The sequence below is a fragment of the Pseudoalteromonas sp. SR45-4 genome, assembly GCF_014163535.1.
Lineage (GTDB): Bacteria > Pseudomonadota > Gammaproteobacteria > Enterobacterales > Alteromonadaceae > Pseudoalteromonas > Pseudoalteromonas nigrifaciens.
In genome coordinates this window covers 1-15,586 of sequence record NZ_JACJDO010000017.1, presented here as the reverse complement: position 1 = coordinate 15,586, position 15,586 = coordinate 1, and the positions used below count along the sequence as shown (strand labels likewise).

15 protein-coding genes and 1 pseudogene are annotated in these 15,586 nt (G+C 40.3%); 11 read left to right on the top strand and 5 right to left on the bottom strand.

What is annotated here, in order from left to right; all coding sequences use genetic code 11:
• Positions 1-137: 137 nt before the first annotated feature.
• Positions 138-758 carry an HTH-type transcriptional repressor FabR gene (fabR, locus tag H5058_RS09125; protein WP_011329523.1) on the bottom strand — a complete coding sequence of 207 codons (621 nt, stop codon included), beginning with the start codon at positions 756-758 and terminating at the stop codon, positions 138-140.
• 126 nt (positions 759-884) lie between these two features.
• On the opposite strand from fabR, the gene H5058_RS09120 reads away from it, so the two are divergent.
• On the top strand, positions 885-2,018 hold the full coding sequence (locus H5058_RS09120) for a fatty acid desaturase (protein ID WP_011329524.1): 1,134 nt from the start codon (positions 885-887) through the stop codon (positions 2,016-2,018).
• A 13-nt stretch (positions 2,019-2,031) separates the two neighbouring features.
• Positions 2,032-3,462, top strand: a complete 1,431-nt coding sequence (gene sthA / locus H5058_RS09115; RefSeq protein ID WP_172459241.1) for a Si-specific NAD(P)(+) transhydrogenase — start codon at positions 2,032-2,034, stop codon at positions 3,460-3,462.
• Positions 3,463-3,643: 181 nt separating this feature from the next.
• Here sthA and hemE read toward each other — a convergent pair whose 3' ends face one another.
• Positions 3,644-4,708, bottom strand: coding sequence for a uroporphyrinogen decarboxylase (hemE, locus tag H5058_RS09110; protein ID WP_058374381.1), 1,065 nt, complete (start codon positions 4,706-4,708; stop codon positions 3,644-3,646).
• Positions 4,709-5,234: 526 nt separating this feature from the next.
• Here hemE and H5058_RS09105 point away from each other — a divergent pair.
• On the top strand, positions 5,235-5,705 hold the full coding sequence (locus H5058_RS09105; protein ID WP_011329527.1) for an Rsd/AlgQ family anti-sigma factor: 471 nt from the start codon (positions 5,235-5,237) through the stop codon (positions 5,703-5,705).
• A 90-nt stretch (positions 5,706-5,795) separates the two neighbouring features.
• On the opposite strand, the gene fkpA is transcribed toward H5058_RS09105, so the two are convergent.
• Entirely contained in the window at positions 5,796-6,545 is a 750-nt protein-coding gene (gene fkpA, locus H5058_RS09100) for an FKBP-type peptidyl-prolyl cis-trans isomerase (RefSeq protein WP_182677775.1), read from the bottom strand.
• Positions 6,546-6,759: 214 nt separating this feature from the next.
• Between fkpA and H5058_RS09095 the strand changes: the two genes are divergently transcribed.
• Together H5058_RS09095 and H5058_RS09090 are read left to right on the top strand one after the other, a co-directional pair.
• The gene (locus tag H5058_RS09095) at positions 6,760-7,758 is read left to right on the top strand and encodes a WD40 repeat domain-containing protein (RefSeq protein WP_011329529.1); all 999 of its coding nucleotides are present in this window, start codon (positions 6,760-6,762) and stop codon (positions 7,756-7,758) included.
• Positions 7,745-7,960, top strand: coding sequence for a SlyX family protein (locus H5058_RS09090; RefSeq protein ID WP_011329530.1), 216 nt, complete (start codon positions 7,745-7,747; stop codon positions 7,958-7,960). Before H5058_RS09095 ends, H5058_RS09090 begins: the two co-directional genes overlap by 14 nt.
• Positions 7,961-7,983: 23 nt before the next feature.
• Here the strand turns inward: H5058_RS09090 and H5058_RS09085 are convergent, their stop codons facing one another.
• The gene (locus H5058_RS09085) at positions 7,984-8,187 is read right to left on the bottom strand and encodes a YheV family putative zinc ribbon protein (RefSeq protein WP_041454614.1); all 204 of its coding nucleotides are present in this window, start codon (positions 8,185-8,187) and stop codon (positions 7,984-7,986) included.
• A gap of 132 nt (positions 8,188-8,319) precedes the next feature.
• On the opposite strand from H5058_RS09085, the gene H5058_RS09080 reads away from it, so the two are divergent.
• The 6 genes from H5058_RS09080 (at position 8,320) to H5058_RS09055 (ending at position 14,874) form a co-directional block, all read left to right on the top strand.
• The gene (locus tag H5058_RS09080) at positions 8,320-10,242 is read left to right on the top strand and encodes an ATP-binding cassette domain-containing protein (RefSeq protein WP_089368872.1); all 1,923 of its coding nucleotides are present in this window, start codon (positions 8,320-8,322) and stop codon (positions 10,240-10,242) included.
• A complete protein-coding gene (locus tag H5058_RS09075) occupies positions 10,226-10,651 on the top strand; it encodes a TIGR02444 family protein (protein ID WP_179807947.1) in 426 nt (141 codons plus the stop codon). Before H5058_RS09080 ends, H5058_RS09075 begins: the two co-directional genes overlap by 17 nt.
• 624 nt (positions 10,652-11,275) lie before the next feature.
• A complete protein-coding gene (locus H5058_RS09070) occupies positions 11,276-12,256 on the top strand; it encodes a hydrolase (RefSeq protein WP_182677773.1) in 981 nt (326 codons plus the stop codon).
• Between the two features lie 8 nt (positions 12,257-12,264).
• Positions 12,265-12,519, top strand: coding sequence for a YheU family protein (locus H5058_RS09065; RefSeq protein ID WP_182677771.1), 255 nt, complete (start codon positions 12,265-12,267; stop codon positions 12,517-12,519).
• A 75-nt stretch (positions 12,520-12,594) separates the two neighbouring features.
• Positions 12,595-13,788, top strand: coding sequence for a dipeptidase (locus tag H5058_RS09060; protein ID WP_182677769.1), 1,194 nt, complete (start codon positions 12,595-12,597; stop codon positions 13,786-13,788).
• 174 nt (positions 13,789-13,962) lie between these two features.
• Complete coding sequence (locus H5058_RS09055; RefSeq protein WP_179807945.1) at positions 13,963-14,874, top strand: hypothetical protein; 912 nt, start codon at positions 13,963-13,965, stop codon at positions 14,872-14,874.
• Positions 14,875-15,358: 484 nt separating this feature from the next.
• Here H5058_RS09055 and H5058_RS09050 read toward each other — a convergent pair.
• A pseudogene (locus tag H5058_RS09050) lies at positions 15,359-15,586 on the bottom strand (elongation factor Tu); the annotation flags it as partial.

Below are 15,586 nucleotides of genomic sequence, written 5' to 3'. Positions count from 1 at the left end.
ATTTAACATCGCTTTAAACAGAAATAATTATGCGCTAAAGCAAGGTTTGGTGAGGTTTTTTAACAATAAAGCACCGAAAAGTGCTTAAATTACTAAACACTGTAAAGCACAGTGCTTAGATTAACTTTTTACTCTGTTTAAATCTCTTTATTTGTTTCTCGCACATAATGCGTTGCACCACGAGTAATGTAGCGCAATTGCCAAATAACACGTTCAACTAACTCATCGCGTTGTAAGCCCTCTAAATCAAGCGCTTCTGCTCCCGCATTAAATACCAGTGTTACCATGGCTTCAGATTGAATATACGCATGGGTGGCATCGCATTTTGTTTCGCTTTCTAGGTAGTGCGCCAACTCTAAAATAAAGTGTTTAACTTCGCGCGCTACCGCCGCTCTAAACGCTTTTGAAGTACCAGATCGTTCGCGCAGTAATAACCTAAATTGATTACTCGAGTTGTCAATAAACTCCATAAAGGTCACCACCGAGGTATTTATTACGCTACCACCGCTGGCAATGCGTCGGCGCGCTTGGCGCATAAGTTGACGCAGGGTTAAACCCGCTTCATCAACCATGGTTAAACCCAGTTCGTTCATATCTTTAAAATGTCGATAGAAAGAAGTTGGTGCAATACCAGCTTCACGCGCAACTTCGCGTAAACTTAAGTTTGAAAAGCTATGATCGGCACTCAACTGATTAAATGCCGCCTCAATTAACGCTTGTCGTGTTTTTTGTTTCTGTTGCGCTCTAACACCCGACATCAACAGCTCCCTGAATGAATTTATAGCAAATTTTGATTAAAATAGTTTAATTACTCAGTCTAATACTTGACGCCAAGAGTTTGAAATATTATTTTAGCTTACAGTTGTACGCTGAGATAGAGAATTATGAACAAACCACCACTTATTTGGACCAACGTCCTATTTTTTAGCCTTACTTTTTTGGCCGCGATAACGCTTGTGCCTTGGTATGGTATTAACTACGGATTTTCTAGTGCCCACTGGATTGCCTTTGTCGGCTGTATGTTTTATGCAGGCTTATCAATTACTGCCGGTTACCACAGATTGTGGGCACATAAAACCTATAACGCCCATCCGGCGGTTGAGTTTGTGTTTGCCTTAGGCGGTGCATTTGCACTGCAAAACAGTGCACTACATTGGAGCAGCGACCACCGTGTGCATCACGGCCAAGTTGACGACCCAATAAAAGACCCTTATGCCGCAACCAATGGTTTTTGGTATAGCCATATTGGCTGGATGTTACGTGACTATCAAGCTGATAGCTACGGCGATTACAGTAACTGTCGCGATTTACAACGCAATAAAATTGTAATGTGGCAACACAAACATTATTTAAAGTTAGCTCTTTTAATGAATGTAGGCCTACCTCTTACGCTAGGATTACTAGTTGGCGATGTATGGGGCATGTTATTACTTGCCGGTTTACTGCGCTTAGTACTTAGTCAGCACTTTACCTTTTTTATTAATTCGGTAGCCCATATTTGGGGCTCTCGTCCGTACACCGAAAAAAATACCGCCCGCGACAACGGCTTTTTAGCCCTATTTACATATGGCGAGGGGTATCATAACTTTCATCATATTTTTGCCAGTGATTACCGTAACGGCATTAGGTGGTTTCATTATGACCCCACTAAATGGGTTATTCGCTCGTTAGCTGCCCTTGGTTTAGCCAGTAAACTAAAGCGCACACCGGTTGAACGCATTGAAAAAGCCAAGGCCGAAACTTTAATGAGCAAAACACAAGTTCGCCTTGCAAAATTGCCTTTAGCACAAGATAAGCTTACATTATTACAACAAGAATATGATTTACTGCTGAAAAAACTGCAAAATTATTGTTCACTACAAAAACAAGTGTTAGAAGTTAAAAAAAATAACATGGCAAAGCAGTGTGAACGTTCAGCATTAATGGCACAATACCATGAGCTGGAAGCCGCCTGGGAAAACCAAAAGCAGGCATGGCTAGCACTTAATGCGAGGTTATTAAAAGCCTCTTTTAGTTAATATAGGAGTGGCTGTGGCCAAACAACCAGAAAAGAAAAAAACACCCGTGACATACCAATATGATGCAGTAATTATTGGCACGGGTCCTGGCGGTGAAGGTACCGCTATGAACCTTTCAAAAAATAACAAAAAAGTGGCTGTTATTGAACGCCACGAAGCCGTAGGTGGGGGCTGTGTACATTGGGGAACCATTCCCTCTAAAGCCCTACGTCACTCGGTTAGCCGTTATATAGAATATAAAACAAACCCTTTATTTAATACCGGTGATCGACTTGCTCGACTCACTTTTCCTGACATTTTACGCCATGCCAGCTCAGTTATTTCTAAGCAGTCTAATTTACGTAGCAGTTTTTACGACCGTAACCGTATTCAAATGTTTCAAGGTGACGCGCGTTTTATTGATAAACATACAGTTGAAGTAACTCGCCAAGATGGTTCAACTGAGCGTTTAACGGCCAAGACTATTGTTATTGCTACAGGTTCGCGCCCATACCGTCCGCCAGAAGTAGACTTTACCCATTCTCGTATTTACGACAGCGATACTATTTTAGGGTTAACCCACGATCCACATCGCGTACTTATTTATGGTGCGGGTGTAATTGGTTGTGAGTATGCCTCTATTTTTAAAGGCTTAGGTGCCAAAGTTGATTTAGTTAACACTCGCGACCGCCTACTTGCCTTTATGGACACAGAAATATCTGACGCGCTGAGTTATCACTTTTGGAATAGCGGTATTGTAATTCGTCATAACGAAGAGTTTGATCATATTGAAACCCGTGATGACTGTGTAATTATGCATTTAAAATCGGGTAAACGCGTAAAAGCTGACTGTATTTTGTTTGCTAATGGCCGCACCGGTAATACCGACAAGCTTAACCTTGAAGCAATTGGCTTAAAACCTGATAGCCGTGGTCAGTTAAAAGTAAACGAAACCTATCAAACCGAAATTGACAACGTATACGCTGTAGGCGATGTGATTGGTTACCCAAGCCTAGCGAGTGCCGCATTTGACCAAGGCCGTATTGCAGCTGATGCAATTTCCTGTGGCAACTGTGATGAAAAACTGATTATTGATATTCCAGCGGGTATTTATACTATTCCTGAAATGAGCTCAGTAGGTAAAACCGAGCAGCAACTTACTGCTGCTAAAGTTCCGTATGAAGTAGGTCGTGCGCAATTTAAACACCTTGCGCGTGCGCAAATTGCGGGTACTGAAGTGGGTACTTTAAAAATATTATTTCATACAGAAACCAAAGAAGTACTGGGTGTACATTGCTTTGGTGAGCGCGCCTCAGAAATTGTCCACATTGGCCAAGCCATAATGGAGCAAAAAAATGGCGGCAATAATATTGAATACTTTGTAAATACCACTTTTAACTACCCAACTATGGCTGAAGCCTACCGAGTTGCAGCGTTAAATGGATTAAATCGCTTATTTAAATAAAGCTTTTAAGCTAGGAATAACCTATGTAATGCGGTTATTTGATAAATAGGCAATAACGACGCATAAGTGCCAAACACGCCTTATTAAAAAGCCCGCTTACTAAAAATAGTAAGCGGGCTTTTTGTTGTTTAGCATGCAGTAAAGTAACACACTAAACACTCAGTACTTTATTTGGTATTAATTACTTATGGTATTTAGCACTGAACTCATGCACGGCATTAATAAACACACCCGCATTTTCAGGGTCTACATCTGGTGTAATACCATGGCCAAGGTTAAATACGTGGCCATTACCTGTGCCAAAGTCTTCTAAAATAGTCGCTACTTCTTGACGAATACGCTCTGGCGTACCGTGCAGCATTGACGGGTCCATATTACCTTGTAATGCTACTTTGTCGCCTACACGGCGCTTAGCATCGCTAATATTAATGGTCCAATCAAGGCCGATAGCATCACAACCAGTTGCTGCAATTGCTTCAATCCATTGGCCACCATTTTTAGTAAACAAAGTAACTGGTACTCTACGGCCATCGTATTCACGAATTAAACCATCAACAATTTTGTGCATGTACTGCAATGAAAACTCATTGTAGTCGCGCGGGCTTAATACACCGCCCCATGAGTCAAACACCATTAACGATTGTGCACCAGCTTTAATTTGCGCATTTAAGTAATCGATAACCGAATCAGCTAGTTTATCGAGTAATAAATGTAGCGTTTGCGGCTCTGCAAATGCCATTTTTTTAATTTTGCCAAATACTTTGCTGCTGCCGCCTTCAACCATATAAGTCGCTAACGTCCACGGTGAACCCGAAAAACCAATTAATGGTACTTCGCCTTTTAGTTCACGACGAATAGTACTAACCGCATTCATTACATAACCAAGATCGTCGTTTGGATCTAGCTTAGGAATTTTTTTAACATCGGCAAGCGATGAAATTGGACGCTCGAACTTTGGACCTTCACCCGTTTCAAAGTACAGACCTAAGCCCATAGCATCTGGAATGGTTAAAATATCACTAAATAAAATAGCGGCATCTAACGGGTAGCGGCGTAATGGTTGTAGTGTTACTTCGCAAGCAAGCTCAGCATTTCTACACAGGCTCATAAAATCGCCCGCTTGTGCACGTGTAGCACGGTATTCTGGTAAATAGCGTCCTGCTTGGCGCATCATCCATACTGGAGTTACATCAACAGGTTGTTTTGCAAGTGCACGTAAATAACGGTCGTTTTTTAATTCGCTCATAGCGTAAAATAATCCTAATGCTTATAGAAATTGAGCAAGATTGTACCACCATATTCATTACCTCTCTATCGCTAAGCGATTAAATTGACAGCAACAGGAGGTAGATCAAGATGTTTTTAGTTTTTAGCTGCTTTTGACTATTAAACAAGCAAACAGCAGCAACATTTAAAACTTTTAATTAATATGTTTGCAACATACTTAAATCTTTGGTATTGTTTATCCCGCGTTAACAAAAACAATAATAAAAATCTTAAAACAATAAAAATAAAAGTTTTAAAATAACAATAACAAAAATCTTCTCATAAAAATAAGAAAGCTTGTTACAACAAGCCATAGAAAAAAATTAAGCCACCGTAACAGGTGGTTTTTTCTTGCCTGCAATAAATTATCAATTCCCTACAAATAAAATAAACTGCTTCTAGATCATCTATTTTACTAGTTGATATACACATCAATTAACTATATCTTGAGGTATAAACAATTTTTACTTTTAACTAAAAAACCAACCCAGCTTAGGAGAACGATTATGCTGACGCGTGTAGAAAATGCTCAACAAAAGTGGGGGGGTAGCCATACTGTAATTGATAAATGGCTAAACGAGCGACAACGCCTCATTGTGCTTTATTGTAAGCTAGCTGGGTTTTCACCTTCTGATAAAAAAGATCATGCCCTGCCTGAACCACAACAAATTGAAACGTTTTGCCAAATTTTAATGGATTACTTATCTGCCGGTCACTTTGAAATATACGATGACATTGCTAAGGCTTGTGAAAGTAAAGGCCCAGAAAGCCAATTGCTAGCAAATGCTATTTACCCAAAAATAACAGATACCACCGACATTGCGCTAGATTTTAACGATAAATACGCTGAAGTTGATAAAGAAGATTTACTAGTAGGCTTTGACAATGACTTATCTGTTCTTGGTGAAGCACTTGAAGCGCGCTTTGCGCTAGAAGATGAGCTTATTGATAACTTATTTGCTAATCATACGGATTAACAAGCGCACCGTTATTTATACGCATTAAAAAAGGGACTTAAAGTCCCTTTTTGTATATGTAGGCTAAATTATTTTTAGCTTATATCTTATTTACTCTGCTGCTGCATCTGCATCGCTTTGAATTTCTAATAATTCCACTTCAAATACAAGTGTTGAATTAGCAGGAATTTTACCTAAATCACGGTCGCCATAAGCTAGCTCAGAAGGAATTGTAAATTTATATTTAGAACCAACAGGCATAAGTTGTAAACCTTCAGTCCAACCAGTAATTACACGGTTAAGAGGGAAAGTTGTTGGCTCGTTACGTGAATATGAGCTATCAAATTCAGTACCATCTAAAAGTGTGCCTTTATAATGTACTTTAACTACATCAGTTGCAGCTGGTTTTTCGCCATCACCTTGAGTAATCACTTCGTACTGTAAGCCAGACTCAGTAACAGTAACGCCTTCTTTTTTAGCGTTATCAGCTAGGTATTTTACACCCGCTTCTTTGCTTTTTTCAGACTCTACTTTTGCTTGTGCTTCTTGCTTAGTACGCACTGATGTATCTAACTCAGTTAACACTTCGCGAATTTTTTCTTCGTCAATTTTTGCATTACCAGCAAGTGCATCTTCAAAACCACGAATTAACAGCGCTTGGTCTAGTTCAATACCAATTTCTTTTTTATCGGCTAAGTCTTTATTTAAAAAGTTACCTACCGATGCGCCAATACCGTATGCTTGTTGCTGCGCTACAGTGTCTAGTTTAACTTCAGCTTGCTCTTTTTTTGCTTCTTGATTACATGCTGTAAGCGCTAAAACTGACGCTGCAATCAATGACAATTTAATCGTCTTTTTCATTTTAAATCTCCGACACACTTTGCAGTTGCCATTTATTGTATTATTACTAGTTAAAGATTAACGACCTACATGATAGGCTGCTTGTTTAATAACTAAAATTTACGTTGTTAGCTAAACTAAAAACATATCCAGTGATTAGACAAACAACCTAGGCCTTCAACGAGACCTAGTCTAACCTCTCAATCACTAAGAGTTAAGAGGAAATGCTTGTAATATGCCGTTATTTCGTACTTTTTTTATCGTGTTTTGCTGTTTATCGGCCATCGCCTGTAGTGATGAAAAACAACAAGCTGTTGCCAGTTATGAACATGCTGCACAAGGCGCGTTTTCATCGGCGCTATCGCATGATGGTAAATACAGCTTAGTCTCCTCCATTAACCATGGGGTCGCGCTGTGGGATAATCAACAGCAAGCACTTAAATACCAATGGTTTCAGCAACAAGCCCAAGATAGCTTGGTTTATGCCGTTGCGATCGCTTTTGACAACAGTGTGGCTGTTACCGCCGAAAAAACCACCTTTGCGGTATGGGATATTGCCACCGGCGAAAATAAAGGTTACTACAAAATACAAAAATCCAGTATTCGCGATATTGCTATAAGCAACCAAGGCCGTAGCGTACTATACGGGCGCAGCGATGGCGTAGTGGTGTTTATTAACCTTGAAACTGGCCGCCGTATTGAGTTTTTAGGCCACCAAGAAAAAGTAAACACGGTCGATCTTGCCCCTAACGGGCGCTATGCTTTAAGTGGTTCAAACGATTACGTTGCTTACTTTTGGGATACGCGTACAGGGCAAGTGATTCATCGCTTTAACCACCCTACTCGTGTTACTCAAGTTACGCTTGACCCACAAGGTCGCTATGCATTTACGGCCGACAGTATGGCACAAGCAAATGTATGGAAGCTCACTACAGGTGATCTTGTAAGTAAACTGAAGTATATTGCGCGTCAGAAAATTTTTACGGCGGTACGCTTTAACGATCAAGGTGATTTGCTAGCAACTGGGTCGCCTAATAAACGCATTGATTTATGGCAAATATCGAGCGGTGAAAAAATTCAAACTTGGCAAGTGACACCACGCGAAGGCAGTAAGCCTAAATCGGCCGTGGTGCTCGATGTAACATTTACAGATAACGGCAGGTCGTTATTAACCGAAAGCTCCAGCGGTATCGCAGAGCGATTTATTATACGAGAGAATAATGAACACAATTGAACATCGCTTAATGGAACTTGAGGCCAAAGTGGCTTTTCAAGACGAAACAATTGATATTTTAAATGACGAAATAAAAGTTCACCAGCAGCTGTTGGCAAAAATGAAACGCCAAACAGAGCTACTGGCTGAAAAAATTAAAGAATCGCAGTCATCATCATCGATGATGTCAAACGAACCTGAGCCACCGCCGCCGCATTATTAATATGCAGCTATGCAGCAAAGGATTTAATCTCCTGGTTTAAACACGCCTATAACTTGTTCAAACTGGCGTGTTGACGCCTGCACAGCCTGTTCTGGCTGTGCCATTTTATGGCCGCACTCTACACATTCTACTTTTTCTACATCATGCTCTTTGTAAAGCATTAACCTATCCATGGCTTTACATTCAGGACATGTTGCCCCAGCTATAAATCGCTTTTTTTGTTTCACGAGATTTTTCCCACAGTTTGACCTAATGTTATTTTATCGTATTACGTGATGCGTTGATACGGTTGATATGCCCAATACGATCCGTGTTATCATATTGGCAATTCAATTAGGGCACAGTAAAGTAACGCATTTATGATCCAAATCTCAGAAATAGAACTTCTTCGTGGCGGTAAAGCTTTATTAAAAAATGCATCTGCTACGTTATTTCCAGAGCATAAAGTAGGCCTAGTAGGCGCTAATGGTTGTGGTAAATCAACCCTATTTAGCCTCCTCAAAGCAGAGCTACAGCTCGATGGCGGTAACTTTACTATACCTAAAGACTGGTCTATAGCGTCAGTAAAACAAGAAACTCCCGCACTGGAAATAAGCGCAATAGACTATGTACTACAAGGTCATCCGCAGTATTACGCCATGCGTATCGCACTGCGTGAAGCCGAGCAAGCTAACGATGGCGATGCACAAGCTAAAATACATATTCAGCTTGAAAACATTAAAGGCTACAGCATTGAATCAACCGCTGGTGAGCTATTACATGGTTTAGGCTTTGCTAATAACTTAATAGAAAACCCGGTAAGTTCATTTTCGGGTGGCTGGCGTATGCGCTTAAATTTAGCCCAAGCGCTTATTCGCGATGCCGACCTGTTATTACTTGATGAGCCCACTAACCACCTTGATTTAGACGCAGTATATTGGCTTGAACGTTTTTTACGTGCTTATACTGGAACTTTAGTACTGATATCGCATGACCGTGAGTTTTTAGATGCCGTAGTTGATCAAATTTGGCATATAGATAAACAACTTATCAACGTGTACAAAGGCAACTACTCGCAGTTTGAGCGTCAAAAGGCCGAGCGCATGCTACAGCAGCAAGCCATGTTTGATAAGCAACAAGAGCAAATTGCTCATCTAGAACAGTTTATAACTCGCTTTAAAGCAAAAGCCAGTAAAGCTAAGCAAGCACAAAGCCGCGTGAAAGCACTTGAGCGTATGGAAAAATTAGCTCCAGCACATGCCGACTCGCCATTTAACTTTGAGTTTGCCGAGCCAAAAGCATTACCAAACCCACTAATGACAATAGATAAAGCCAAAGCGGGATATGGTGATGTCACCATTTTAAATAATATAGAATTAAACTTAGTACCAGGCAGCCGCATTGCTTTACTTGGCCGAAATGGCGCGGGTAAATCAACGCTAATTAAACTGCTTTCGGGTGATTTAGAGCCTCAAGCTGGCGAAGTTATTCAGCACCATGGGCTAAATATTGGTTATTTTGCGCAGCATCAACTTGAATCTCTTGATTTAAAAGCCAATGCAATAACACATATACAACGACTTAACCCAAAGGCTACTGAGCAATCACTGCGTGATTTTTTAGGCGGATTTGCCTTTATTGGTGATAAAGCGCTTGAGCCAGTAGCACCCTTTTCGGGGGGCGAGAAAGCACGTTTAGTACTTGCCATGCTGGTATATCAAAAGCCAAATTTATTACTACTCGATGAGCCAACCAACCACCTTGATTTAGAAATGCGCCATGCACTTGTTATGGCACTGCAAGGCTTTGAGGGCGCTATGGTTACTGTATCGCACGACCGCCATATGCTTAAAAACACCGCCGATGAATTTTACTTAGTAGATGACGGCAAAGTAACTCAATTTGGTTACGACTTAGATGCGTATTACCAATGGCTGCTTAACGCCAATAAAGAAGCGACTAAAACAGAGCAAAGTGACGAAGTAAAAGCTAATTCAGGTATTAACCGTAAAGAGCAAAAACGCCTTGAGGCCGAATTTAGAAAAGCCACGCAACCGCTTAAAAAACAAATTGAAAAGCTCGAAAAGCAACTCGACAAATACGCTGCAGAGCTCAATGAGGTTGAAGTAGCATTAGGTGATAACGAGCTATATTCTGATGACAATAAAGCCAAGCTAAAAGAGTTACTAGCCAAGCAAGCCACACTTACACCTAAGCTTAACGACATTGAAGAAGCGCTCCTTATGGCGCTAGACGAAATGGAACAAAAAGAGCAGGCGTTCGCCGATGAACTTGCTCAATAGCGACCATTTTTGGCAATTTTCCTGCACTTTGTACGCCAAGCCAGTGCAACAACAAACCTTGCTGGAGTTACAAAACCAGCAAGGTAAAAACGTTAATTTGTGTTTATTACTCTTGTATTTAGATTCACTAAACTTAGTTGTAAATAGTCAGCAGCTTGGAGTATTAACACAAGTTGTTAATGAGCTCGATAATAACGTGATGCAGCAACTACGCGCAGCACGCAGTTATTTAAAAGTACACCAACAAGCTATTACTGACTATGCAAACATACGCAAAGAGCTGCTTAGCGCTGAGCTCAAGCTTGAAAAGCAGCAACAGCAAATGCTAATAAATGCAGTAAATGAATGTGAATTGGTAAAGTGTACCGAGCCAAATAATATTGAATTATATTTAAAGGCCAGCTTTTAGGTACAAAGCGCCAGAAAAAACAACTCGCGCATATTTCAATACTTATGAGTCCTGCCCTCTTTTACTGCTCATTCTTTTCTCTTTGTGCAAAAGATCTTTAAGTGACTTATACACAAACAGGTTAAAAGGCGCTGCGCTTTTATAGGGAAAAATTAAAACCTCTTTAATCCTTATATTCTCAGTGGTCAAAGCTGTTTTCACCTGCTCCCTTTACCCATCTGTTAAACCTAATACCTTCTTCTCAAAACATGATCCAAATCAACTTCATATCGCTCATTATTTCACTTAGGTAAATAACTTGATCTTGATCATAACTGTATCCCTAAACCCAGCTTATGATTAACCCATAGACATTAGGAGGCAAGTTATGGACGTATTCTTCAGAGATTTTTTTACCGACCCAGTACTGTTCTTATCGTTTGGTTTTCTGGGGATCGTTATTAGCTTGTGCCTTTTCTTTGTATACTACTTTATTAAGAAAGTACAAGAAGCAGAAATTCCTGACCAAAATTAAGCACGACGCACAAAGCGCCTATCAGTTTACTGATTAGGCGCTTTTTATTTTCCTAGCCGAAAAATTTGCTACACTAGCGCCTCGTTTATTGCAAAGTGCGTAGTACAGACATGATCCCTAAGTTCAAACCCGCATGGTGGATGACCAACCGACACGTTCAAACCATAATGCCGCGTTTTTTTCGCCCTTTTCACCATACTCGCTACGAACTTGCGCAACTTGATACACCCGATGGTGATTTTATTGAGCTTGCTTGGTCACTCCCGCATAACGAAAAAGCACCACTCGCAGTGGTACTTCATGGACTTGAAGGCAATATCAACAGTTTTTATGCCAAAGGCATGATGAAGGCATTAAAAAAGCAAGGCTTTGCTGTCGTATTGATGCACTTTAGAAACTGCTCAACCGAAGTAAACCGCTTACCAAGAGCCTACCATAGTGGCGACACCGCCGATTTAGCTTTTTTTATAAATCATTTAAAACAACAGTTTCCAAATCGCCCTATTGTAGCGGTGGGTTTTTCATTGGGTGGTAATGTACTGGCTAAGTATTTAGGCGAAGAAAACATTCACTGCCCACTTAGTGCAGCCGCCGTGATATCTGCGCCCTATGATTTATCATCATCTAGTGATGTTATTCGTAAAAGCTTAGGTAAAATTTATCAAAAATATTTGCTCGATCGAATGAAAAAGTCGATGCAACGTAAATTACCGCAAATTAAACAGCAGATACCGATCACCACTGATCAATTAATGGAAATTGACGATTTATTAGAGTTCGATAACCAGCTTACAGCACCGTTGCATGGCTTTGAGAATGCACACGATTACTACAAAAAAGCCAGTGCTATGCCATATTTAAAACATATAGCGGTGCCAACATTAATTATTCATGCCAAAGACGATCCTATGCTCTCTATAAAGGCCGTACCAAGTAGGCAAGATGTGAGTGAGCATGTTACGCTGCGCATCTCTGACAAAGGCGGGCATGTGGGCTTTATTAGCGGTAAAAATCCATTTAAGCCGGTATTTTGGTTAGAGCAAGCGGTGCCAAGTTATTTTGGCCAATATGTATTAAATAAAACCAACTAAGAGTCAGTATGATCATTCCTTACGAGCAACTTGATAAAGACACCTTATACAACCTAATAGAAAGCTATGTACTGCGCGAAGGCACTGATTATGGCGAAGTAGAATCCAGTATTGAATCGAAAGTAAACCAAGTAAAGCTGCAGCTTAAAAGTGGTGAAGCTATGGTATTTTTCTCAGAACTACATGAGTCGGTAACTATCATTTCCAAAGGTGAATTTAAAGCGCTGCAAAGTGAAGAGCATCAGGCACAATCGTTTGATTAGATACAGTTAACTTTGTAGCACTTGTAACTTTTGTATTGAAAGTACACAATGGCTTTTTACCCAAAGAGCCATAAAATGATAAAACTCAGCACTCTAGTGGTAGCCATATCACTAGCATTAAGTAGTCAAGCCAATGCAACAACAATAACCGCATCAGATAAAGCAATTAAGCTGGCAAAAGACACAATTTTAATTGATACCCATATTGATGTACCTTACCGTCTACACGACAAATGGGCCGACGTTACCAAAGCCACCGACGATGGTGACTTTGACTACCCTCGTGCTATACAAGGCGGTTTAAATGCCCCATTTATGTCGATTTACATTCCTGCTCACTTAGAATTTGAAGGCAAAGGTAAAAGCTATCAACTTGCTAATTTACTTATTGATAGTATGGAAGCAATCGCACAACGTGCACCCGACAAATTTGCAATTGCCAGCTCAACTGCCGATATAGAAGAGCAGTTTAAGCAAGGTAAGCTTTCGATTGCTATAGGCATGGAAAATGGCTCACCTATTGAAGGTGATATGAAAAATCTACAACACTTTTTCGACCGTGGTGTGCGTTATATTACCCTTGCTCATTCGCAAAGCAATCATATTTCTGACTCGTCATACGACATTCGCCGTAAATGGAAAGGATTAAGCCCTTTTGGTAAAAAGCTAGTTACTGAAATGAACAACATTGGCATGTTAATCGACGTTTCGCACATTTCTGATGATGCGTTTTATCAGGTAATAGAACTCTCTAAAACACCCGTTATAGCTTCGCATTCATCGCTACGCAAATACACACCCGGTTTTGAGCGTAATATGAATGACGACATGCTACTGGCGCTGAAAAAGAATGGCGGGGTTATTCAAATTAACTTTGGCTCAAGCTTTGTTACTGCTAAAGCAGGTAGTTGGGGCAAGCAGCTAAAAAGTACAAAAGAGTCTGCAAAAAAAGAAGGCACCAAATTAAGTAATGATTTTGATGCTGCATATCGCGCTAAAAACCCCTACCCATTTGCAAGCTTAGAGCAAGTGCTTGATCATATTGATCACGTTGTGAAGTTAATTGGTATCGAGCATGTTGGTATTGGCTCTGATTACGACGGTGTAGGTGACTCACTGCCTATCGGCTTAAAAGATGTGTCTAGCTACCCAAACCTTGTACAAGGCTTAATGGATAGAGGCTACAGCGATAGCGATATTAAAAAGATTTTAAGCGGCAATACGCTAAGAGTGTGGAAGCAAGCTGAGCAATACGCAAAATCTCATTAAGCTTTACGCGCTAGGCTTAGGTCTAGCGCTTATAGCCACTTTAAACACCGTATTTCGCCACTCACGCCCCGCATTCTTAATTAACCCGTATATTTAACCCTCATTTAACACACTTTTTAACAGACTTATATTTCGAAAACAGATAAATTACCCATTTTAGAGGCTGATTATTTTATGACTATAAACAAAGGAACTATTGCGATTGCTATAGCAACACTTGCCTTGGTAATTTCATGCTACGGAACATTTTTTAAAGATCAGGCCAGTTCGCTTAATAAACCCAACCAGCAACAGCTAAGCTCCACAGTTTCTATTAGTACTCCTGCAGAATACCAGCAATCAAATGAAACCCTAATTGACGAACTAAGCAAGAAAGTAAGTTCGCTACAACGCAAAATAGCAAACTTAAAACTGCACGCTCATGACTCTTATCAAGAACAAGATACCGACGAATTTAAGGAGCTTGTTCTTGACGTACTAGAGGAAAAACAGCAGCAAGAAGATGAAAAACGACGTGAGCAAAATCCTCTTTATAGCTTTTATGCAGATTTACCAGAAGACTATGATTTAAGGATCAAATCAGAACCTGATTATGCTAAACAAATAAACTCTCAATTAAGAGAGCAAACTTTAGATCCAAGCATCTCTGATTTAAATAGGTTAGCTGCACTGAGCCAACTGCAAATGAATATGTATATTCTAAATAAATCTACTATGCCTGAGTATGACTATGAAGTAGTAGGTAACATTTTAAATTTAGCGAACAACAGTAGTAACGAAAAATTTAAAATTCAAGCTGTTGAGCTATCAACTCAAACACCGGTACTTGATTACCGCCTTGCAGAGCAATTTACAAACTTGTTAGAGCAAGACACGAATGATTATATCCGTCGCTTAGCTGCACAAGGGTTGATGGCGCAATACTACCAAGCTCAAAATAAACAAGATGGCTATACAAAGCAAATGGCGCAACATCTACTTTCAGTTTATGACAATACCTCTGACAATGCAGTCAGGGCAACGCTTGACGAAATGATGGGTAACCAAGACATGCTTGATGAATTACGTAAGAATGCTGGTTACTAACTAAGTTCATACTCCTACTTTGTTACAGCGATAACATTAATAATTACACTTTACCTCAGGCATAAAAAAACCGAGACTGAGCTCGGGTTTTATTAATGCTTAATGCATTACAACTAATGATTACTCTACGATAGTTGCTACAAAGCACCGATGCCTAAGTAAGTGCGCTACCTTCATGCTTTATCCTCTGAGTTCGATAAAACTCAACCCATGCTACGATGATCAAATTAATACCGCTTTGCTCTGCCTGAAGCCTCGCACCTAATACCTGAAACCTGTATTTTTCTTGAGACATTAAAAAGCCCGACGCTAAGCTCGGTTTTTTTCGTATTAATTAGCTAGGCTAATTATTACTCGTTGAACGTTGCTACAAAGCACCTACCCCTAAGGTAAGAGCGCCACCTTCACATGAAGTAAATTGCAGATATTAAAAAACCCGAGGCTAAGCTCGGGTTTTTTTAGTATTAATTAGCTAGGCTAACTATTACTCTACGATAGTTGCTACAACGCCAGCGCCTACAGTACGACCACCTTCACGGATAGCGAAACGAAGACCTTCGTCCATCGCGATTGGCGCGATTAGAGTTACTGTCATCTTAACGTTATCACCAGGCATTACCATTTCTACGCCTTCTGGTAACTGTACGTCACCAGTTACGTCAGTTGTACGGAAGTAGAACTGTGGACGGTAACCTTTGAAGAATGGAGTATG